Origin of the sequence: Flavobacterium sp. FlaQc-52, from assembly GCF_044007495.1 — a bacterium.
In the GTDB taxonomy this organism is placed as follows: Bacteria; Bacteroidota; Bacteroidia; order Flavobacteriales; family Flavobacteriaceae; genus Flavobacterium; species Flavobacterium cupriresistens.
Genome location: NZ_JBIPCV010000012.1, coordinates 87,855 through 107,227, shown reverse-complemented (window position 1 = coordinate 107,227; position 19,373 = coordinate 87,855). Strand labels below are relative to the sequence as shown.

The following is a 19,373-nucleotide window of genomic DNA, read 5'->3' as shown; positions in this document are numbered from 1 at the left end:
GAAATGGCTAGAGATTTAAAATATACAAGAAATATCGGAATTGCTGCTCACATTGATGCTGGTAAAACAACAACAACTGAGCGTATTCTTTTTTATACTGGAAAGTCACACAAAATTGGTGAAGTACACGATGGTGCTGCAACAATGGACTGGATGGCTCAAGAGCAAGAAAGAGGTATTACAATTACTTCAGCAGCTACAACTTGTGAGTGGAATTTTCCAACTGAGCAAGGTAAAACGTTGCCTGAAACATTGCCTTACCACTTTAATATTATTGATACTCCTGGACACGTTGATTTTACTGTAGAGGTAAACCGTTCTTTACGTGTGCTTGATGGTTTAGTGTTCTTGTTTAGTGCTGTTGATGGTGTTGAGCCTCAATCAGAAACTAACTGGAGACTTGCTGATCAATATAGAGTTCCACGTATGGGGTTTGTTAATAAAATGGACCGTCAAGGATCTAACTTTTTGGCAGTTTGTCAACAAGTTCGTGATATGTTGAAATCTAATGCTGTTGCGATCACTTTACCTATTGGTGAAGAAAATGATTTTAAAGGTGTTGTTGATTTAGTAAAAAACCAAGCAATCGTTTGGCATGATGCTACTCAAGGAGCTACTTTTGATATTGTGCCTATCCCTGAGGATATGGTTGCAGAAGTAAAAGAATACAGATCAATTCTTATCGAGGCAGTTGCTGATTACGATGAGAACTTGTTGGAGAAATTCATGGAAGATGAAAACTCTATTACTGAAGAAGAAATTAATGTTGCTTTAAGAGCTGCTACAATTGACATGGCTATCATTCCTATGATTGCTGGTTCTTCTTTCAAAAATAAAGGTGTTCAGTTCATGTTAGATGCAGTATGTAAATATTTGCCATCTCCAATGGATAAAGAAGGTATCGAAGGAATTCACCCTGATGATGCTGAATTATTAGAAGAAGATCAAGTTAAAATTTTACGTAAGCCAGATGTTAAAGAGCCATTCGCAGCTTTAGCATTTAAAATTGCTACTGACCCATTCGTAGGTCGTTTAGCTTTCTTCCGTGCTTATTCTGGTCGTTTGGACGCAGGTTCTTACGTTTTGAATACACGTTCTGGTAGTAAAGAAAGAATTTCTCGTATTTACCAAATGCACGCTAACAAACAAAATCCAATCGAATATATTGAGGCTGGAGATATTGGAGCTGCTGTTGGTTTTAAAGATATTAAAACTGGAGATACATTGTGTGATGAAAAACACCCAATTATTCTTGAGTCTATGAAATTCCCTGCACCGGTAATTGGTATTGCTATTGAGCCTAAAACAAAAGCTGACGTAGATAAAATGGGTATGGCTTTAGCTAAATTAGCTGAAGAGGATCCAACGTTTACGGTTAGAACTGATGAGGCTTCTGGTCAAACAATTATCTCAGGTATGGGTGAGCTTCACTTAGATATCTTAGTAGATCGTATGAAACGTGAATTTAAAGTTGAAGTGAACCAAGGTGAGCCTCAAGTTGAGTATAAAGAAGCGTTTACAAGAACTGCAACACACAGAGAAACTTACAAGAAACAATCTGGAGGTCGTGGTAAATTCGGTGATATCGTATTTACACTTGAGCCTGCTGATGAAGTTGATGGTAAAGTTCCAAAAGGATTACAGTTTATTAATGCTGTAAAAGGTGGTAACGTTCCTAAGGAATATATTCCATCTGTAGAAAAAGGTTTCCGTGAAGCTATGAAAACTGGTCCTTTGGCTGGTTATCAAGTGGATAGTTTGAAAGTAACTTTGACAGACGGATCTTTCCACCCTGTCGATTCTGATGCACTTTCTTTTGAGTTAGCTGCTAGAATGGGTTATAGAGAAGTAGCTAAAGCTGCTGGTGCAATTGTTCTTGAGCCAATCATGAAAATGGAAGTTATTACTCCTGAAGAAAACATGGGAGATATCGTAGGTGATATCAACCGTCGTAGAGGTCAGGTTAATGATATGGGTGACAGAAATGGTGCTAAAACTATTAAAGCTGATGTGCCATTATCAGAGATGTTTGGATATGTTACTACATTGAGAACATTATCTTCTGGTAGAGCTACTTCAACAATGGAGTTTTCTCACTATGCAGAAACGCCTTCTAATATTTCAGAAGCGGTAATTAAAAAAGCAAAAGGTAACGCTTAATTCTTAAGAAAATGAGTCAAAAAATCAGAATAAAACTAAAATCTTACGATCACATGTTGGTAGATAAATCTGCTGAAAAGATCGTAAAAACAGTAAAAACTACTGGAGCGGTTGTAACAGGTCCAATCCCGTTGCCAACTCACAAAAAACTTTTCACTGTATTACGTTCTCCGCACGTTAACAAAAAAGCGAGAGAGCAATTCGAAGTAATGTCGTACAAAAGATTGATCGATATTTACTCGTCTTCATCTAAAACAATTGATGCTTTAATGAAACTTGAATTGCCAAGTGGGGTTGAAGTAGAGATTAAAGTATAATTTTTTATTATATTTTATAAATAAAAAGCGGAACAGAAATGTTCCGCTTTTTTTATGCTTTTAAGTTTTTTCTTCCGGGTGAATTGTTGTGTTTCATTTTTGTAAAAATAATGTTTGTTTTAGCGAAAGGTCTTTATTTTAGGCTGTTGGCAACGTTTTTTGTTTTTAATTATGATGTAATTGTTAAGTATTTTGTTGTTTTTGGTTAAGGAAAATATTTTTATTTTTTCTATAATTATGCGGTAGATGAAGTTTGATTTCGGGCTTGGATTTTGATTATGAGCGATTTAATTTTTGTAACTGTTTGGTATATTCAATTTTAATAGCTACTTTTGCACTCCCTGTTTGGAAATTTCTGTTATTTTCAAATTGAAGGGAATTTTAGTAATTAATAATTAATATTTATGTCTGGGTTAATTGGTAAAAAAATCGGCATGACTAGTATTTTCGACGAAAACGGGAAAAACATTCCTTGTACAGTAATCGAGGCTGGGCCGTGTGTTGTTACCCAAGTCAGAACCAAAGGTGTTGACGGGTACGAAGCGTTGCAACTTGGTTTCGATGACAAAAACGAGAAACATTCTACTAAAGCGGCTTTAGGTCACTTTAAAAAAGCTGGAACTGTTGCTAAGAAAAAAGTCGTTGAATTCCAAGATTTCGCAACTGAACAAAAATTAGGAGATCTTATTGATGTTTCTATTTTTGCTGAAGGAGAATTTGTAGATGTACAAGGTGTGTCTAAAGGTAAAGGTTTCCAAGGTGTTGTAAAACGTCACGGTTTTGGTGGTGTTGGTCAAGCAACTCATGGTCAACATAACCGTTTAAGAGCGCCAGGTTCTGTGGGAGCTTCTTCTTATCCATCTAGAGTATTCAAAGGAATGCGTATGGCTGGAAGAATGGGAGGAGATAATGTAAAAGTACAAAACCTTAGAGTTTTAAAAGTAGTGGCTGAAAAGAACCTACTTGTTATTAAAGGATGTGTTCCTGGACATAAAAACTCTTATGTAATCATTCAGAAGTAATGGAAGTAAAAGTATTAGATTTCAACGGAAAAGATACTGGAAGAAAAGTTCAACTTTCTGATTCAGTATTCGCAATTGAACCAAACAATCACGCTGTATATCTTGATGTTAAGCAATATCTTGCTAATCAAAGACAAGGTACTCATAAGGCTAAAGAAAGAGCTGAAGTTACTGGTAGTACACGTAAGATTAAAAAACAAAAAGGAACTGGTACAGCTCGTGCGGGTAGTATCAAAAATCCATTGTTTAAAGGTGGTGGAACAATTTTTGGACCAAGACCAAGAAGTTATTCATTCAAATTGAATAAAAGCTTGAAGAGATTGGCTAGAAAATCAGCTTTCTCAATCAAAGCAAAAGAGTCGAATATCATCGTTCTTGAAGACTTTAATTTTGAAACACCAAACACTAAAAATTTCATTAACGTTTTGAAAGCTTTAGGGTTAGAAGATAAAAAATCTTTATTTGTGTTGGGAGAGACGAATAAAAATGTATATTTGTCGTCACGCAATTTAAAGGCTTCAAATGTTGTAAAGAGCTCAGAATTAAGCACTTACGCTATTTTAAACACTAATAATTTAGTGCTTTTAGAAGGTTCTTTGGAGTTAATTGAAGAAAATTTAAGTAAATAATAGGAATATGAGCATCATAATTAGACCTATAGTAACGGAAAAAGTAACCAAAGAAAGTGAAGTTTTAAACCGCTTCGGATTCGTTGTTGACAAAAAAGCAAACAAAGTTCAAATTAAGAAAGCTATCGAAGCTGCTTATGGAGTAACTATCGTTAGTGTTAACACGATGAACGTTAGACCGGATAGAACTACAAAATACACTAAAAGTGGTTTGATCAGTGGAAAGACAAATGCAATTAAGAAAGCGATTGTTCAAGTACAAGAAGGAGAAACAATTGATTTTTACAACAATATCTAAGATAGAAAAATGTCAGTAAGAAAATTAAAACCTATTACCCCAGGTCAGCGATTTAGAGTTGTGAATGGTTATGACGCCATTACAACTGATAAGCCGGAACGCTCTTTGATAGCGCCGATAAAAAACTCTGGAGGTAGAAATAGTCAAGGAAAGATGACCATGCGTTATACGGGTGGTGGTCACAAGCAGAGATATCGTATTATTGATTTCAAAAGAACTAAAGACGGAATTCCGGCTACTGTGAAATCAATCGAATACGATCCAAATCGTACTGCATTTATCGCTTTATTAGCTTATGCTGATGGTGAGAAAACTTATGTTATTGCTCAAAACGGATTGAAAGTTGGTCAGAAATTAGTTTCTGGTCCAGAGTCTCAACCTGAAATTGGTAATACATTACCTTTAAGCAGAATTCCTTTAGGAACTGTAATCTCTTGTATTGAGTTACGTCCAGGTCAAGGAGCAGTAATTGCTCGTTCAGCTGGTACATTTGCGCAGTTAATGGCAAGAGATGGAAAATATGCTACAATTAAAATGCCATCTGGTGAAACAAGATTGATCTTGTTAACTTGTTCGGCTACTATTGGAGCTGTTTCTAATTCAGATCACCAATTAGTTGTATCAGGAAAAGCTGGTAGAACAAGATGGTTAGGAAGAAGACCTAGAACAAGACCTGTTGCAATGAACCCTGTTGATCACCCAATGGGTGGTGGAGAAGGACGTTCTTCTGGTGGACATCCACGTTCAAGAAATGGAATACCAGCAAAAGGTTATAGAACTCGTTCTAAGAAAAACCCGAGTAACAAGTATATCGTAGAACGTAGAAAGAAATAATAAGATATGGCACGTTCATTAAAAAAAGGACCTTTCGTTCATTATAAGTTAGACAAGAAAGTTCAAGAAAACATTGAAAGCGGAAAAAATGGAGTAGTAAAGACTTGGTCTAGAGCTTCCATGATTACTCCAGACTTTGTTGGACAAACTATCGCAGTTCATAACGGTCGTCAATTTGTACCAGTTTACGTAACAGAAAACATGGTAGGTCACAAATTAGGAGAGTTTTCACCAACTAGATCTTTTAGAGGTCATGCTGGAGCAAAAAATAAAGGTAAAAAATAAGAAGCAATGGGAGTTCGTAAAAGAGAAACAGCAGATGCGAGAAAAGAGGCTAATAAGTCTATTGCTTTCGCAAAATTGAATAACTGCCCTACTTCACCTAGAAAAATGCGCTTAGTAGCGGACTTGGTAAGAGGTCAGAAGGTAGAAAGAGCACTTAACATCTTAAGATTCAGTTCTAAAGAAGCTTCGAGAAAACTAGAAAAACTATTATTATCTGCAATCAACAACTGGGAGCAAAAAAATAGTGAAGGTAATTTAGAAGAGGCTGGATTATTTGTTAAAGAGATCAGAGTAGATGGTGGAATGATGTTGAAAAGACTTCGTCCAGCTCCACAAGGTCGCGCACACAGAATAAGAAAACGTTCTAACCACGTAACAATCGTGCTTGGAGCTATCAATAACACACAAAGCAATTCTTAAGCAGCATGGGACAAAAGACAAATCCAATTGGAAATAGACTTGGTATCATCAGAGGATGGGACTCAAACTGGTATGGTGGAAATGATTACGGTGATAAACTTGCCGAAGATCACAAAATCAGAAAGTATATCCATGCTCGTTTATCAAAAGCTAGTGTATCAAAAGTAATCATCGAGAGAACTTTAAAACTTGTAACCGTTACTATCACTACTGCTAGACCTGGTATCATTATCGGAAAAGGTGGACAAGAGGTAGACAAGTTAAAAGAAGAACTTAAGAAAGTTACTGACAAAGAGGTTCAAATCAACATCTTTGAAATCAAAAGACCTGAGTTAGATGCGTATCTTGTGGCTACAAGCATCGCTCGTCAAATCGAAAGCCGTATTTCTTACAGACGTGCAATCAAAATGGCTATTGCTGCTTCTATGCGTATGAACGCTGAAGGTATCAAAGTTTTGATTTCTGGTCGTTTGAATGGTGCTGAGATGGCACGTTCAGAAGGTTTCAAAGAAGGTAGAATTCCTCTATCAACTTTCAGAGCTGACATCGATTATGCACTTGCTGAAGCTCATACTACTTATGGTAGAATGGGAATCAAAGTGTGGATCATGAAAGGTGAAGTTTATGGAAAGAGAGATCTTTCTCCACTTGCAGGAATGGATAAAAAACAATCCGGAACTGGTGGTGGTAAAGGTGGCGATTCTCCAAGAGGAGACAGAAAGCCCTTTAATAAAGGTGGTAAACCAGACGCTCGTAAAAGAAAGTAAATTTTTAAACTAAAGAAAAATGTTACAGCCTAAAAGAACAAAATACCGTAAGGTACAAAAAGGTAAGATGAAAGGAAACTCTCAAAGAGGGCATGAACTTTCTAATGGAATGTTTGGTATTAAATCTGTACATGAAGATGGAATGTTCTTAACTTCTCGTCAAATCGAAGCTGCACGTATTGCTGCAACTCGTTTCATGAAGAGAGAGGGACAATTATGGATCAAAATATTTCCAGACAAACCTATAACTAAGAAGCCTCTTGAAGTACGTATGGGTAAAGGTAAAGGAGCAGTTGAGTATTGGGCTGCTGTTGTTAAACCAGGAAGAATTATGTTTGAAGTTGGAGGAGTTCCTTTGTCAGTTGCAAAAGAGGCGTTACGTCTTGCAGCTCAAAAGCTTCCAGTAAAAACTAAGTTCGTCGTTGCTAGAGATTTCGAAGCATAATTTATATTATATTATGAAACAATCAGAAATAAAAGATCTTTCTGCAGCGGAGTTGCAAGAAAAACTTAGTCAAACTAAGAAAACATATGCTGACCTAAAAATGGCTCACGCTATTTCTCCAATTGAGAACCCACTTCAAATTAGAAGTGTAAGAAGAACAGTTGCAAGATTAGCTACAGAGTTAACTAAAAGAGAGTTACAATAATTGTATTCTGCTGAAAGATGGAAGAAAAAAGAAATTTAAGAAAAGAAAGAATTGGTGTTGTCACTTCAAATAAGATGGATAAATCTATCGTTATTGCTGAAGTAAGAAGAGTAAAACACCCATTATACGGTAAGTTCGTGTTGAAAACTAAGAAATACGTTGCACACGACGAAACAAACGACTGTAACATTGGAGATACTGTAAGAATTAGCGAAACGCGTCCTTTAAGTAAATCAAAATGTTGGAGATTAGTTGAAATCTTAGAAAGAGCTAAATAATTATGGTACAACAAGAATCAAGACTAAAAGTAGCAGATAACACGGGAGCAAAAGAAGTTTTAACTATCCGTGTTTTAGGAGGTACCAAAAGAAGGTATGCCTCTGTTGGTGACAAGATTGTAGTTTCTATCAAAGATGCAACTCCAAACGGAAACGTGAAAAAAGGAGCTGTTTCAACTGCAGTTGTTGTACGTACCAAAAAAGAAGTGAGAAGAGCCGATGGTTCTTATATCCGTTTCGATGACAATGCATGTGTTCTTTTGAACGCTGCAGGGGAAATGAGAGGAACTCGTGTTTTTGGTCCGGTAGCAAGAGAACTTCGTGAAAAACAATTCATGAAAATTGTATCATTAGCACCAGAAGTGCTTTAATTCGTTTTAAGATGATAAAGCTAAAAATAAAAACAGGAGACATCGTAAGAGTAATTGCCGGAGACCATAAAGGTGCTGAAGGTAAAGTTGTACGTGTTTACCGTGAGAAAAATAAAGCGATAGTTGAAGGTGTAAACATGGTTTCGAAACATACAAAACCAAGTGCTAAAAACCCTCAAGGTGGTATCGTTAAGAAAGAAGCTTCTATACAAATATCTAACATTTCACTAATTGATCCTAAAACTAAGGAAACAACTAGAGTTGGTATTAGAGTAGAAGGAGATAAGAAAGTAAGATTTTCAAAAAAATCTAATCAAGTACTATAGTAATGGCATATACACCTAGACTAAAAGAAGAATATAAGAGTAGAGTAATCGCTGCTCTTAAAGAGGAATTCGGATATACAAACGTAATGCAAGTTCCTAAATTGGAAAAAATCGTTTTGAGCCGTGGAGTTGGTGCAGCTGTATCTGATAAAAAACTTATTGACTATGCAGTTGATGAGTTAACAAAGATCACTGGACAAAAAGCAGTATCTACTATTTCAAAGAAAGACGTTGCGTCATTCAAATTGAGAAAAGGGATGCCGATTGGAGCAAAAGTTACTTTGCGTGGAGAAAGAATGTATGAGTTTTTAGATAGACTTATCACTTCTGCTTTACCACGTGTAAGAGACTTTAGTGGTATTAAAGCTACTGGATTTGATGGTAGAGGTAATTATAACCTTGGAGTTTTAGAGCAAATCATTTTCCCAGAAATTGATATTGATAAAGTAAACAAAATTTCAGGAATGGATATTACTTTTGTTACTACTGCTCAAACTGACAAAGAAGCAAAGTCATTATTGGCTGAATTAGGTTTACCTTTTAAAAAGAATTAAGACATGGCTAAAGAATCAATGAAAGCCCGCGAGGTTAAAAGAGAAAAAACGGTAGCAAAGTATGCTGAGAAAAGAAAAGCTTTGAAAGAAGCTGGAGATTTTGAAGGATTACAAAAATTACCTAAAAATGCTTCGCCAGTTCGTTTACACAATCGTTGTAAATTAACAGGTAGACCAAGAGGGTATATCCGTCAATTCGGTATTTCACGTGTAACTTTCCGTGAAATGGCTAACAATGGATTAATTCCAGGTGTTAAAAAAGCCAGCTGGTAATATAAAAAGTTTATAAATTGATTAAAGGTTCAGGAGGCATAGTGCTTCCTGAAAACCATAATCGCAATCAAATACATATGTATACAGATCCTATTGCAGATTATTTGACTAGAGTTCGTAACGCTGTGGCTGCAAACCACAAAGTTGTTGAAATTCCAGCTTCTAATCTAAAAAAAGAAATAACTAAGATCTTATTTGATCAAGGTTATATCTTGAGTTACAAATTTGAGGACAACTCTGTTCAGGGTTCAATCAAAATTGCTTTGAAGTATGATAAAGATACTAAAGAGCCTGTAATTAAAGATATCCAAAGAATTAGTAAACCTGGTTTACGTAAGTACGCAGGTGCTGCCAAATTACCTAGAATCCTTAACGGATTAGGAATTGCTATTGTTTCTACATCAAAAGGTTTGATGACTGGAAAACAAGCTAAGCAATTAAATGTAGGTGGTGAAGTAATTTGTTACGTATACTAATTTTAAACACTAGATAAAGATGTCAAGAATAGGTAAAAGCCCAATTGTAATCACTGCTGGTGTAACTGTAGAAGTTAAAGACGGTATTATTACAGTAAAAGGAAAAAAAGGTCAACTTACTCAGGAGTTTTCGGACGTAACTGTAAAAGTTGAAGGCGATCAGGTTTTAGTAGAAAGATCGTCTGATCATAAAGATCAAAGAGCAAAACACGGATTATACAGATCATTAATCAATAACATGATTATTGGTGTATCTGAAGGTTTTACAAAAGAACTTGAATTAGTTGGAGTTGGTTATAGAGCTTCAAACCAAGGTCAAAAGTTAGATTTAGCTCTTGGATATTCTCACAATATTGTTTTAGAAATTGCTCCAGAAGTAGCTTTAGAAACAATATCTGAAAAAGGTAAAAACCCTATCGTAAAATTAACATCATTCGATAAACAACTTTTAGGTCAAGTAGCTGCGAAAATCAGAGGTTTCCGTAAGCCTGAGCCATATAAAGGAAAAGGTGTTAAATTTGTGGGTGAAGTATTAAGAAGAAAAGCAGGTAAATCAGCTTAAAAAATAAGATTATGTCATTAACAAAATCTGATAGAAGACAGAGAATTAGATTCAGAATTAGAAAATCGATCAGTGGTACAACCTCTAATCCTAGACTATCTGTATTTAGAAGTAACAAAGAAATTTACGCTCAACTTATTGATGATGTAAATGGAGTTACTATATTAGCTGCATCTTCAAGAGAAAAAGAAATAGGAAAAGGTACTAACGTTGAAATCGCTGCTGCTGTTGGAAAACTAGTTGCTGAGAAAGCGTTAAAAGCCGGGATTGATACCATCACTTTTGATAGAGGTGGATATTTATATCACGGTCGTATTAAATCATTAGCAGAAGGCGCAAGAGCGGCTGGACTTAAATTCTAATATATTATGTCTAAATACAAAAATGTAGAATTGGTAAAACCAAGTGGTCTTGAACTTAAAGATCGTCTGGTAAGTGTTAATCGTGTTACTAAAGTTACAAAAGGGGGTAGAGCTTTCGGTTTTTCTGCTATTGTAGTTGTAGGTGATGAAAATGGAGTAGTTGGTCACGGATTAGGAAAATCTAAAGACGTTTCTGAAGCAATTGCGAAAGCAGTAGAAGATGCTAAGAAAAATTTAGTAAAAATTCCTTTGAATGGACAATCTGTTCCTCACGAACAAAAAGGTAAATTTGGTGGTGCACGTGTATTCTTAATTCCTGCGTCTCATGGTACAGGAGTTATTGCTGGTGGAGCTGTTCGTTCAGTTCTTGAATCAGTAGGTATTCACGATGTATTATCTAAATCTCAAGGATCATCAAATCCTCATAACGTAGTGAAAGCAACTTTTGATGCTTTATTACAAATGAGAAGCGCTTACACTGTTGCAAAACAAAGAGGTGTTTCTTTAGAAAAAGTTTTTAAAGGTTAATTCAAGGAAATTATGGCTAAATTATTAGTAAAACAAGTAAGAAGCAAAATCAACTGTCCTCTTTCTCAAAAGAGAGGTTTGGAAGCTTTAGGTCTACGTAAAATGGGACAAGTTGTAGAGCATGATTCAAACCCTGCTATCCTTGGTATGATAAACAAAGTTAAACACTTAGTTTCTGTCGAAGAAGCTAAATAACAAATACTGTTATGAATTTAAGTAACTTACAACCAGCTGAAGGGTCAACACACAATCAAAATAAAAGATTAGGTAGAGGAGAAGGTTCTGGAAAAGGTGGTACTTCTGCAAGAGGTCACAAAGGAGCAAAATCTCGTTCTGGTTATTCTAAAAAGATTGGTTTTGAGGGAGGGCAAATGCCACTTCAAAGACGTGTGCCTAAGTTTGGTTTCACAAACATCAATCGTAAAGAATACGAAGGTGTTAATTTAGATACGCTTCAATTATTAGTAGACAATGGTGTGATTACTGATTCTGTTAACATGACAGATTACGTAGCAAACCGTCTAGCTACCAAAAATGAAATCGTTAAGATTTTAGGTAGAGGAGAATTGAAAGCAAAATTAAAAGTAACTGCCCACAAATTTACTGCTACTGCAAAAGCTGCTATTGAAGCTGCTGGTGGAGAAGCTGTAACTATATAACTTATCTACTAAGATGAAGAAATTTATTGAATCAATAAGTAATGTTTGGAAAATCGAAGAACTGAAAAATAGAATCTTAATTACATTAGGATTACTTTTAGTATATCGTTTTGGTGCACACGTAACGCTTCCTGGTATTGACGCAACTCAATTAACAGGTTTAGCGGGACAGACTAAAAATGGTTTAGGATCTATCCTAGACATGTTTACAGGAGGTGCTTTCTCTAAAGCTTCAGTTTTTGCTTTAGGTATTATGCCTTATATTTCTGCATCTATTGTTGTTCAGTTAATGGGAATTGCTATTCCTTATTTGCAAAAACTTCAAAACGATGGAGAAAGTGGTAGAAAAAAGATTAATCAAATCACTCGTTGGTTGACTATAGCTATTACACTGGTTCAAGGTCCAACTTATATCTATAATCTGTACAGAACATTGCCTGGTAGTGCATTCTTACTAGGCTTTAATTCTCCTGAATTTTTGTTCTCATCAGTTATCATTTTAGTTACAGGTACAATTTTTGCTATGTGGCTTGGTGAGAAAATTACAGATAAAGGTATTGGAAATGGAATTTCATTATTGATTATGGTTGGTATCTTAGCTCGTTTACCGCAAGCTTTTATTCAAGAGTTTACAACGAGAGTTACCAACAACAATGGAGGTCCAATGTTGTTAGTTATTGAAATTATTGTGTGGTTATTAGTTATTATTTCTTGTGTATTGCTTACAATGGCAGTACGTAGAATCCCGGTTCAATACGCTCGTCGTACGACAACTGGTGACTATGAGCAAGATTTAGCAGGTGGTAATAGACAATGGATTCCTCTTAAGCTTAATGCTTCTGGGGTTATGCCAATCATTTTTGCTCAGGCAATTATGTTTATACCTGCGGCTGTAGCTGGATTGTCTAAATCAGATACATCACAATCAATCGTTGGAGCATTTAGCGATATGTTTGGTTTCTGGTATAACTTGGTATTTGCAACTTTAATTATTGTATTTACATTCTTTTATACTGCGATCACCGTACCGACTAACAAGATGGCTGATGATTTGAAAAGAAGTGGTGGTTTTATTCCTGGCGTTCGTCCGGGAGCTGAAACTTCAGACTTCCTTGATAAAGTGATGTCTTTGATAACTTTCCCAGGATCTTTATTCCTTGCTTTGATTGCTGTGTTCCCAGCTATTGTTGTAAGTATTATGGATGTACAACCATCTTGGGCAATGTTTTTTGGAGGTACCTCATTAATAATTATGGTTGGTGTTGCAATAGATACTATTCAACAAATCAACTCGTACTTGTTAAACAAACATTATGATGGTTTAATGAAGACTGGTAAAAATAGAAAAGCGGTAGCTTAATATATTTATGGCAAAACAATCAGCAATAGAACAAGACGGATCAATCATTGAAGCATTATCAAATGCGATGTTCCGTGTGGAGTTAGAAAATGGACATATCGTGATTGCTCATATTTCCGGAAAGATGCGTATGCATTACATCAAATTATTACCTGGTGATAAAGTGAAACTGGAAATGAGCCCTTATGATTTGTCAAAAGCAAGAATTACTTATCGATATTAAAGGATATTCACTATGAAAGTTAGAGCATCAGTAAAAAAGAGAAGTCCCGAGTGCATCATTGTGCGTAGAAAAGGGAGATTGTACGTAATAAACAAAAAGAATCCTAGATTTAAACAAAGACAAGGATAATTATGGCAAGAATAGCAGGGGTAGATATCCCAAAAAATAAGAGAGGTGTTATAGCACTTACCTACATCTTTGGATTAGGAAAAAGTAGAGCTATTGAGATTTTAGAGAAAGCTCAAGTAAGCCAAGATAAAAAAGTTCAAGATTGGAATGATGATGAAATCGGAGCGATTCGTGACGCAGTTTCATTTTACAAAATTGAAGGAGAATTACGTTCTGAAGTTTCTTTAAACATCAAGCGTTTAATGGATATTGGTTGTTATAGAGGTATCCGTCATAGATCTGGTCTTCCGTTAAGAGGACAAAGAACTAAAAACAACTCTAGAACTAGAAAAGGTAAAAGAAAAACTGTTGCGAACAAGAAAAAAGCAACTAAATAATAAGTAATATGGCTAAAGCAACTGCAAAAAAACGTAAAGTTATCGTTGAATCAACGGGTGAAGCTCATATTTCTGCCACTTTCAACAACATTATCATTTCTTTGACTAATAAGAAAGGTGAAGTTATTTCTTGGTCTTCAGCTGGTAAAATGGGTTTCAGAGGTTCTAAAAAGAACACTCCGTACGCAGCTCAAATGGCAGCAGAAGATTGTAGTAAAGTAGCTCTTGAGGCAGGACTTAAAAAAGTAAAAGTTTATGTAAAAGGACCAGGAAACGGACGTGAGTCTGCTATCCGTTCTATTCATAACGGTGGAATTGAAGTTACTGAGATTATCGATGTTACTCCAATGCCTCACAACGGATGTCGTCCTCCAAAAAGACGTAGAGTTTAATACTCAAATTTAATTATAGTATAACCTAGATAGAATATACGATTATCGAAGGATAAGACCTGAATTCATAATCTCTATCTTAAACAATTTAAAATGGCAAGATATACTGGTCCTAGCACAAGAATCGCTCGTAAATTTGGCGAAGCAATTTTCGGAGATGATAAATCTTTCGAGAAAAGAAATTACCCACCTGGACAACACGGGATGGCTAAAAAAAGAGGAAAAAAATCTGAGTACGCTGTTCAGTTAATGGAAAAGCAAAAAGCTAAATATTCTTACGGAATTTTAGAAAAACAATTCAGAAATTTATTCGAAAAAGCATCAGCTACTAAAGGAGTTACTGGTGAAGTTTTATTACAATTATGTGAAGCAAGATTAGATAACGTTGTTTTCAGAATGGGTATTGCTCCTTCTAGAAGAGGTGCTCGTCAAATCGTATCTCACAGACACGTTACTGTTAATGGTGAAGTTGTAAATATTCCTTCTTACCACCTTAAGCCTGGTGATAAAGTTGCAGTTCGTGAAAAATCTAAATCTTTAGAAGCTATCGAACGTTCTTTATCAAATTCAAGTCATGTTTACGAATGGATTACTTGGAACAATGATCTTAAAGAAGGAACTTTCGTTTCTGTACCTGCGAGACTTCAAATTCCAGAAAACATTAAAGAACAATTAATCGTAGAGTTGTACAACAAATAATAATTGACTTAGTCGAAATTTATGGCAATATTTAATTTTCAAAAGCCCGATAAAGTTATCATGATCGATTCAACCGATTTTGAAGGTAAATTCGAATTTAGACCTTTAGAACCTGGTTATGGATTGACTGTTGGTAATGCACTTAGAAGAGTTTTGCTTTCAGCATTAGAAGGTTATGCAATTACATCTGTTCGTATCGAAGGTGTAGATCATGAGTTTTCTACTATTTCAGGTGTTGTTGAGGACGTTACCGAAATTATCCTTAATCTAAAGCAAGTACGTTTCAAACGTCAGATTGAAGATATCGATAATGAAGCAGTTACAATTTCTGTTTCTGGTAAAGATCAATTAACAGCAGGTGATTTTCAAAAATTTATTTCAGGTTTTCAAGTTCTGAACCCAGACCTTGTTATCTGTAATTTAGATTCAAAGATCAAATTGAACTTCGATTTAACAATCGAAAAAGGTAGAGGATATGTTCCTGCTGAGGAGAACAAAAAACAGAATGCAGCAATTGGTACTATTTTTACAGATTCTATTTTTACTCCGGTAAAAAACGTAAAATATGCTATTGAAAACTTCCGTGTGGAACAAAAAACAGATTACGAAAAATTAGTTTTTGAAATTAAAACTGATGGTTCTATTAATCCAAAAGATGCCCTTACTGAAGCTGCTAAAGTTTTAATTCACCACTTCATGTTATTTTCTGACGAAAGAATTACACTCGAGGCTGACGAAATTGCACAAACAGAATCGTATGATGAAGAGTCATTGCATATGAGACAATTGCTTAAAACTAAGCTTGTTGATATGGATTTATCTGTGAGAGCATTAAATTGCTTGAAAGCGGCTGAAGTTGATACACTTGGTGATTTAGTATCGTTCAATAAAAATGACCTAATGAAATTCCGTAATTTTGGTAAAAAATCTTTAACTGAACTTGATGAACTTGTTGCAGTTAAAAATCTAACCTTCGGAATGGATTTAGCTAAATACAAATTAGATAAAGAATAATTCAATCCGCTGCGGCGGATTAAATTTAAAATAGCAATGAGACACGGAAAAAAATTCAATCACTTAAGCAGACAGACTGGACATAGAAAAGCTATGTTGGCTAATATGGCTTGTTCTCTTATCGAGCACAAACGTATTAACACTACTGTTGCTAAAGCTAAAGCGCTTAAACAATTCGTTGAGCCTTTAATCACTAAATCAAAAGAAGATACGACTCACAACCGTCGTATTGTTTTTGCTTACCTACGTAGTAAATATGCGGTAACTGACTTGTTCAGAGACGTAGCTGCTAAAGTTGGTGACCGTCCAGGTGGATACACTCGTATCATTAAAGTTGGAAATCGTTTGGGAGATAATGCTGATATGGCAATGATCGAACTTGTAGATTTCAATGAACTTTACAATGGTGGTAAAAAAGAAGTTAAAAAAGCAAAAAGCCGTCGTGGTGGTAAAGCAAAAAAAGCTGAGGATACTCCAGAAGCTCCAGCTGCTGAATCAGAATCGACTACTGAAGCTTCTGAATAATTATGAAAGTAATGATTCTATAGAAATCAAGGATAAACTAATTTTTAGTTTATCCTTTTTTTTTGATTTTTTTTAAAAGGAAATCTAACTTATTTGAATTTTTAGGTTTCATTTTTATGAATGAAATTTTTAAAAAATCTTGGAGACACTCTTTTAAAGAAGTAAATTTACAAAATATCTAATTACAATTGAAACAGGCTTCGCCGGTTTTATAGGACGATTAAAAACAATACAATTAAAGAATGAAATACACTACACGTCAAAGCGCCATTTTATTACTAAGTGATGGAACTATTTTTCATGGAAAATCTATCGGAATTAGCGGTAAAACTTTTGGAGAAGTTTGTTTTAATACTGGAATGACCGGATACCAGGAGATCTTTACTGATCCTTCTTATTTTGGACAAATTATGGTGGCTACTAACACGCACATCGGAAATTATGGGGTTAATGATTCAGAAGTTGAATCAGATTCTATAAAAATTGCCGGTTTAGTTTGTAAAAACTTTAGTTTTAATTATTCCAGAGAAGATGCTTCCGGTAGTTTGGAAGATTATTTTACAAAACAAAATCTAATTTGTATTTCTGATGTTGATACACGTGCATTAGTAAGTTACATTCGTGATAATGGAGCTATGAATGCTGTTATTTGTACAGATGGTACTGCTGTGGAAGATTTAAAGAAAGAGTTGGCAAATGTACCCAACATGGAAGGTTTAGAATTGGCATCGAAAGTTTCCACTACTGAGCCTTATTTTTTTGGTGACGAAAACGCTACTTATAAAATCTCTGCCTTAGATCTTGGTATTAAAACAAATATTCTTAGAAATCTGGCTAAGAGAGATTGTTATATAAAAGTATTCCCATACAATTCAACTTATAAAGATTTGGCTGCGTTTAATCCGGATGGGTACTTCTTGTCAAACGGGCCTGGTGATCCGGATCCGCTTTTCGGGGCAATTGAAGTTGCAAAAGAAATTCTGGCGAATGATAAACCCTTATTTGGGATTTGTTTAGGACATCAGGTAATTGCTTTAGCAAATGGAGTTCAGACTTATAAGATGTTTAACGGGCACCGAGGAATAAATCACCCTGTAAAAAATATCATTACAGGTAAAGGTGAAATTACGTCTCAAAATCATGGTTTTGCTGTTAATAAAGAACAATTAGATAACCACCCGGATTTAGAAATTACACACCTGCATTTGAATGACGGAACTGTAGCTGGTATGCGTATGAAAAATAAAAATTGTTTTTCAGTACAATACCACCCGGAAGCAAGTCCTGGTCCTCATGATTCTTCTTATTTGTTCGATCAGTTTGTAGAGAACATCAAAGAGGCTTCTGCTAAAACGATATAGTTAATAAATAAAGGTTTTTAATAGTTAAAATGCGTATTTTCTATTGGATATTTTTATAATTTCGAAAAAAATATATAATTTATTAATAAAAAAGTAAAAATAATGAGTATTATAATTAAAATTCACGCAAGACAAATTCTTGATTCCAGAGGTAATCCTACTATTGAAGTTGATGTAATAACTGAAAACGGAGTTTTAGGTAGAGCAGCTGTTCCTTCTGGAGCGTCAACTGGAGAGCACGAAGCGGTTGAATTACGTGATGGAGGTAAAGCTTACCTTGGAAAAGGTGTTTTGAATGCAGTGAATAATGTAAATACTGTTATTGCTGAAGAGTTAGTTGGAATTTCTGTTTTTGAACAAAATGTGATCGATCAGACTATGATTGATTTAGACGGAACTCCAAACAAATCTAAATTAGGAGCTAATGCAATTTTAGGAGTTTCTTTGGCTGCTGCAAAAGCGGCTGCTAATGAGCTTGGATTGCCTTTATACAGATATGTAGGTGGCGTTTCTGCTAATACATTACCTGTACCGATGATGAACATCATCAACGGTGGTTCTCACTCTGATGCGCCAATCGCATTTCAAGAATTTATGATTTTCCCTGTAAAAGCAACTTCTTTTACACATGCGATGCAAATGGGAACTGAGATTTTTCACAGTTTGAAAAAAGTATTACATGATAGAGGTTTAAGTACTGCTGTTGGTGATGAAGGAGGTTTTGCTCCAAACTTAGCCGGTGGAACTGAAGATGCTTTAGATACCATCAAAAAAGCGGTTGAAAATGCAGGATATTCTTTCGGAGACGAAATTATGATTGCACTTGACTGTGCTGCTTCTGAGTTTTATGTAAACGGTAAATACGATTATACTAAATTTGAAGGAGAGACTGGAAAAATCAGAACTTCTGAAGAGCAAGCGGATTATTTAGCTGAACTTGCTGCTAAATATCCAATTATCTCTATCGAGGATGGTATGTACGAAGATGACTGGAATGGATGGAAATACTTAACAGAAAAAATCGGTGATAAAGTGCAATTAGTTGGTGATGATTTATTCGTTACTAATGTAGAGCGTTTGTCTACAGGAATTCAAAAAGGTATTGCCAATTCAATCTTAGTAAAAGTAAACCAAATCGGAACTTTAACAGAGACTATTGCAGCTGTAAATATGGCTAAAAATGCAGGGTATACTTCAGTAATGTCTCACCGTTCAGGAGAAACAGAAGATACTACAATTGCAGATTTAGCAGTGGCTTTAAACTGTGGTCAGATTAAAACAGGTTCAGCTTCTCGTTCTGATCGTATGGCAAAATACAATCAATTATTGAGAATTGAAGAAGAATTGGGAAGTACTGCTTATTTCCCTGGCTTAAATGCTTTCAAAATCAAATAATTGTAAACAATTATAGACTATATTTAAACCATCCGTTTTTACGGATGGTTTTTTTTTGGAGTTTTAACAAATTCATAGCAGGATTCTTTTTTTAATTAGTCTTAAATTCCTTAGATTTGGTAAATTA

At 35.2% G+C, this 19,373-nt stretch carries 32 protein-coding genes; all 32 read left to right on the top strand.

Going from position 1 to position 19,373, the window contains the following annotated elements:
• Positions 1-3 precede the first annotated feature (3 nt).
• Positions 4-2,160: an elongation factor G gene (gene fusA / locus ACHRV5_RS18370; RefSeq protein ID WP_047774322.1), complete on the top strand. Its 2,157-nt coding sequence runs from the start codon at positions 4-6 to the stop codon at positions 2,158-2,160.
• Between the two features lie 11 nt (positions 2,161-2,171).
• On the top strand, positions 2,172-2,477 hold the full coding sequence (gene rpsJ / locus ACHRV5_RS18365; protein ID WP_007803605.1) for a 30S ribosomal protein S10: 306 nt from the start codon (positions 2,172-2,174) through the stop codon (positions 2,475-2,477).
• Positions 2,478-2,881: 404 nt separating this feature from the next.
• On the top strand, positions 2,882-3,499 hold the full coding sequence (gene rplC, locus ACHRV5_RS18360) for a 50S ribosomal protein L3 (RefSeq protein WP_007803612.1): 618 nt from the start codon (positions 2,882-2,884) through the stop codon (positions 3,497-3,499).
• Positions 3,499-4,128, top strand: a complete 630-nt coding sequence (gene rplD, locus ACHRV5_RS18355; protein ID WP_047774320.1) for a 50S ribosomal protein L4 — start codon at positions 3,499-3,501, stop codon at positions 4,126-4,128. The genes rplC and rplD overlap by 1 nt, the downstream gene beginning before the upstream one ends.
• 7 nt (positions 4,129-4,135) lie before the next feature.
• Entirely contained in the window at positions 4,136-4,426 is a 291-nt protein-coding gene (rplW, locus tag ACHRV5_RS18350; RefSeq protein WP_007803621.1) for a 50S ribosomal protein L23, read from the top strand.
• Positions 4,427-4,435: 9 nt separating this feature from the next.
• Positions 4,436-5,260 (top strand): 50S ribosomal protein L2, encoded by an 825-nt coding sequence (gene rplB, locus ACHRV5_RS18345; protein ID WP_007803623.1) that lies wholly within the window; start codon positions 4,436-4,438, stop codon positions 5,258-5,260.
• A 6-nt stretch (positions 5,261-5,266) separates the two neighbouring features.
• Entirely contained in the window at positions 5,267-5,545 is a 279-nt protein-coding gene (gene rpsS / locus ACHRV5_RS18340) for a 30S ribosomal protein S19 (RefSeq protein WP_031456039.1), read from the top strand.
• Positions 5,546-5,551: 6 nt separating this feature from the next.
• On the top strand, positions 5,552-5,965 hold the full coding sequence (rplV, locus tag ACHRV5_RS18335) for a 50S ribosomal protein L22 (protein ID WP_007803631.1): 414 nt from the start codon (positions 5,552-5,554) through the stop codon (positions 5,963-5,965).
• A 5-nt stretch (positions 5,966-5,970) separates the two neighbouring features.
• Positions 5,971-6,732 carry a 30S ribosomal protein S3 gene (gene rpsC / locus ACHRV5_RS18330; protein WP_007803635.1) on the top strand — a complete coding sequence of 254 codons (762 nt, stop codon included), beginning with the start codon at positions 5,971-5,973 and terminating at the stop codon, positions 6,730-6,732.
• Positions 6,733-6,751: 19 nt separating this feature from the next.
• Positions 6,752-7,177, top strand: a complete 426-nt coding sequence (gene rplP, locus ACHRV5_RS18325; protein ID WP_007803637.1) for a 50S ribosomal protein L16 — start codon at positions 6,752-6,754, stop codon at positions 7,175-7,177.
• 13 nt (positions 7,178-7,190) lie between these two features.
• Positions 7,191-7,382 carry a 50S ribosomal protein L29 gene (rpmC, locus tag ACHRV5_RS18320; protein WP_047774317.1) on the top strand — a complete coding sequence of 64 codons (192 nt, stop codon included), beginning with the start codon at positions 7,191-7,193 and terminating at the stop codon, positions 7,380-7,382.
• 17 nt (positions 7,383-7,399) lie between these two features.
• Positions 7,400-7,660 (top strand): 30S ribosomal protein S17, encoded by a 261-nt coding sequence (gene rpsQ / locus ACHRV5_RS18315; RefSeq protein WP_047774311.1) that lies wholly within the window; start codon positions 7,400-7,402, stop codon positions 7,658-7,660.
• Positions 7,661-7,662: 2 nt separating this feature from the next.
• On the top strand, positions 7,663-8,031 hold the full coding sequence (gene rplN, locus ACHRV5_RS18310; RefSeq protein WP_007803649.1) for a 50S ribosomal protein L14: 369 nt from the start codon (positions 7,663-7,665) through the stop codon (positions 8,029-8,031).
• 11 nt (positions 8,032-8,042) lie between these two features.
• The gene (rplX, locus tag ACHRV5_RS18305) at positions 8,043-8,357 is read left to right on the top strand and encodes a 50S ribosomal protein L24 (protein ID WP_047774310.1); all 315 of its coding nucleotides are present in this window, start codon (positions 8,043-8,045) and stop codon (positions 8,355-8,357) included.
• Between the two features lie 2 nt (positions 8,358-8,359).
• A complete protein-coding gene (gene rplE, locus ACHRV5_RS18300; protein WP_047774308.1) occupies positions 8,360-8,911 on the top strand; it encodes a 50S ribosomal protein L5 in 552 nt (183 codons plus the stop codon).
• Between the two features lie 3 nt (positions 8,912-8,914).
• Positions 8,915-9,184, top strand: coding sequence for a 30S ribosomal protein S14 (gene rpsN, locus ACHRV5_RS18295; protein WP_007803655.1), 270 nt, complete (start codon positions 8,915-8,917; stop codon positions 9,182-9,184).
• Positions 9,185-9,261: 77 nt separating this feature from the next.
• Positions 9,262-9,660: a 30S ribosomal protein S8 gene (gene rpsH, locus ACHRV5_RS18290; protein ID WP_017495014.1), complete on the top strand. Its 399-nt coding sequence runs from the start codon at positions 9,262-9,264 to the stop codon at positions 9,658-9,660.
• Between the two features lie 19 nt (positions 9,661-9,679).
• Positions 9,680-10,222 carry a 50S ribosomal protein L6 gene (gene rplF / locus ACHRV5_RS18285; protein ID WP_395427729.1) on the top strand — a complete coding sequence of 181 codons (543 nt, stop codon included), beginning with the start codon at positions 9,680-9,682 and terminating at the stop codon, positions 10,220-10,222.
• An 11-nt stretch (positions 10,223-10,233) separates the two neighbouring features.
• On the top strand, positions 10,234-10,584 hold the full coding sequence (rplR, locus tag ACHRV5_RS18280; RefSeq protein ID WP_047774303.1) for a 50S ribosomal protein L18: 351 nt from the start codon (positions 10,234-10,236) through the stop codon (positions 10,582-10,584).
• 3 nt (positions 10,585-10,587) lie between these two features.
• Complete coding sequence (rpsE, locus tag ACHRV5_RS18275; RefSeq protein WP_085950271.1) at positions 10,588-11,112, top strand: 30S ribosomal protein S5; 525 nt, start codon at positions 10,588-10,590, stop codon at positions 11,110-11,112.
• Positions 11,113-11,124: 12 nt separating this feature from the next.
• On the top strand, positions 11,125-11,307 hold the full coding sequence (gene rpmD / locus ACHRV5_RS18270; RefSeq protein ID WP_017495010.1) for a 50S ribosomal protein L30: 183 nt from the start codon (positions 11,125-11,127) through the stop codon (positions 11,305-11,307).
• 11 nt (positions 11,308-11,318) lie between these two features.
• Positions 11,319-11,771, top strand: a complete 453-nt coding sequence (gene rplO / locus ACHRV5_RS18265) for a 50S ribosomal protein L15 (RefSeq protein WP_047774299.1) — start codon at positions 11,319-11,321, stop codon at positions 11,769-11,771.
• Positions 11,772-11,784: 13 nt separating this feature from the next.
• Positions 11,785-13,131 (top strand): preprotein translocase subunit SecY, encoded by a 1,347-nt coding sequence (gene secY / locus ACHRV5_RS18260; protein ID WP_047774297.1) that lies wholly within the window; start codon positions 11,785-11,787, stop codon positions 13,129-13,131.
• A gap of 7 nt (positions 13,132-13,138) precedes the next feature.
• On the top strand, positions 13,139-13,354 hold the full coding sequence (gene infA / locus ACHRV5_RS18255) for a translation initiation factor IF-1 (protein WP_007136545.1): 216 nt from the start codon (positions 13,139-13,141) through the stop codon (positions 13,352-13,354).
• A 12-nt stretch (positions 13,355-13,366) separates the two neighbouring features.
• Positions 13,367-13,483 carry a type B 50S ribosomal protein L36 gene (gene ykgO / locus ACHRV5_RS18250; protein ID WP_072945378.1) on the top strand — a complete coding sequence of 39 codons (117 nt, stop codon included), beginning with the start codon at positions 13,367-13,369 and terminating at the stop codon, positions 13,481-13,483.
• 2 nt (positions 13,484-13,485) lie between these two features.
• Positions 13,486-13,860 carry a 30S ribosomal protein S13 gene (rpsM, locus tag ACHRV5_RS18245; protein WP_012022478.1) on the top strand — a complete coding sequence of 125 codons (375 nt, stop codon included), beginning with the start codon at positions 13,486-13,488 and terminating at the stop codon, positions 13,858-13,860.
• An 8-nt stretch (positions 13,861-13,868) separates the two neighbouring features.
• Positions 13,869-14,252: a 30S ribosomal protein S11 gene (gene rpsK / locus ACHRV5_RS18240; protein ID WP_007803677.1), complete on the top strand. Its 384-nt coding sequence runs from the start codon at positions 13,869-13,871 to the stop codon at positions 14,250-14,252.
• A 93-nt stretch (positions 14,253-14,345) separates the two neighbouring features.
• Complete coding sequence (gene rpsD / locus ACHRV5_RS18235) at positions 14,346-14,951, top strand: 30S ribosomal protein S4 (protein WP_035619621.1); 606 nt, start codon at positions 14,346-14,348, stop codon at positions 14,949-14,951.
• Positions 14,952-14,972: 21 nt separating this feature from the next.
• The gene (locus ACHRV5_RS18230) at positions 14,973-15,965 is read left to right on the top strand and encodes a DNA-directed RNA polymerase subunit alpha (RefSeq protein ID WP_026109818.1); all 993 of its coding nucleotides are present in this window, start codon (positions 14,973-14,975) and stop codon (positions 15,963-15,965) included.
• A 36-nt stretch (positions 15,966-16,001) separates the two neighbouring features.
• Entirely contained in the window at positions 16,002-16,490 is a 489-nt protein-coding gene (gene rplQ / locus ACHRV5_RS18225; RefSeq protein ID WP_047774292.1) for a 50S ribosomal protein L17, read from the top strand.
• Positions 16,491-16,732: 242 nt separating this feature from the next.
• Entirely contained in the window at positions 16,733-17,851 is a 1,119-nt protein-coding gene (gene carA / locus ACHRV5_RS18220; RefSeq protein ID WP_230003382.1) for a glutamine-hydrolyzing carbamoyl-phosphate synthase small subunit, read from the top strand.
• A 102-nt stretch (positions 17,852-17,953) separates the two neighbouring features.
• A complete protein-coding gene (gene eno / locus ACHRV5_RS18215) occupies positions 17,954-19,246 on the top strand; it encodes a phosphopyruvate hydratase (protein ID WP_047774288.1) in 1,293 nt (430 codons plus the stop codon).
• The last annotated feature ends 127 nt before the right edge of the window (positions 19,247-19,373 follow it).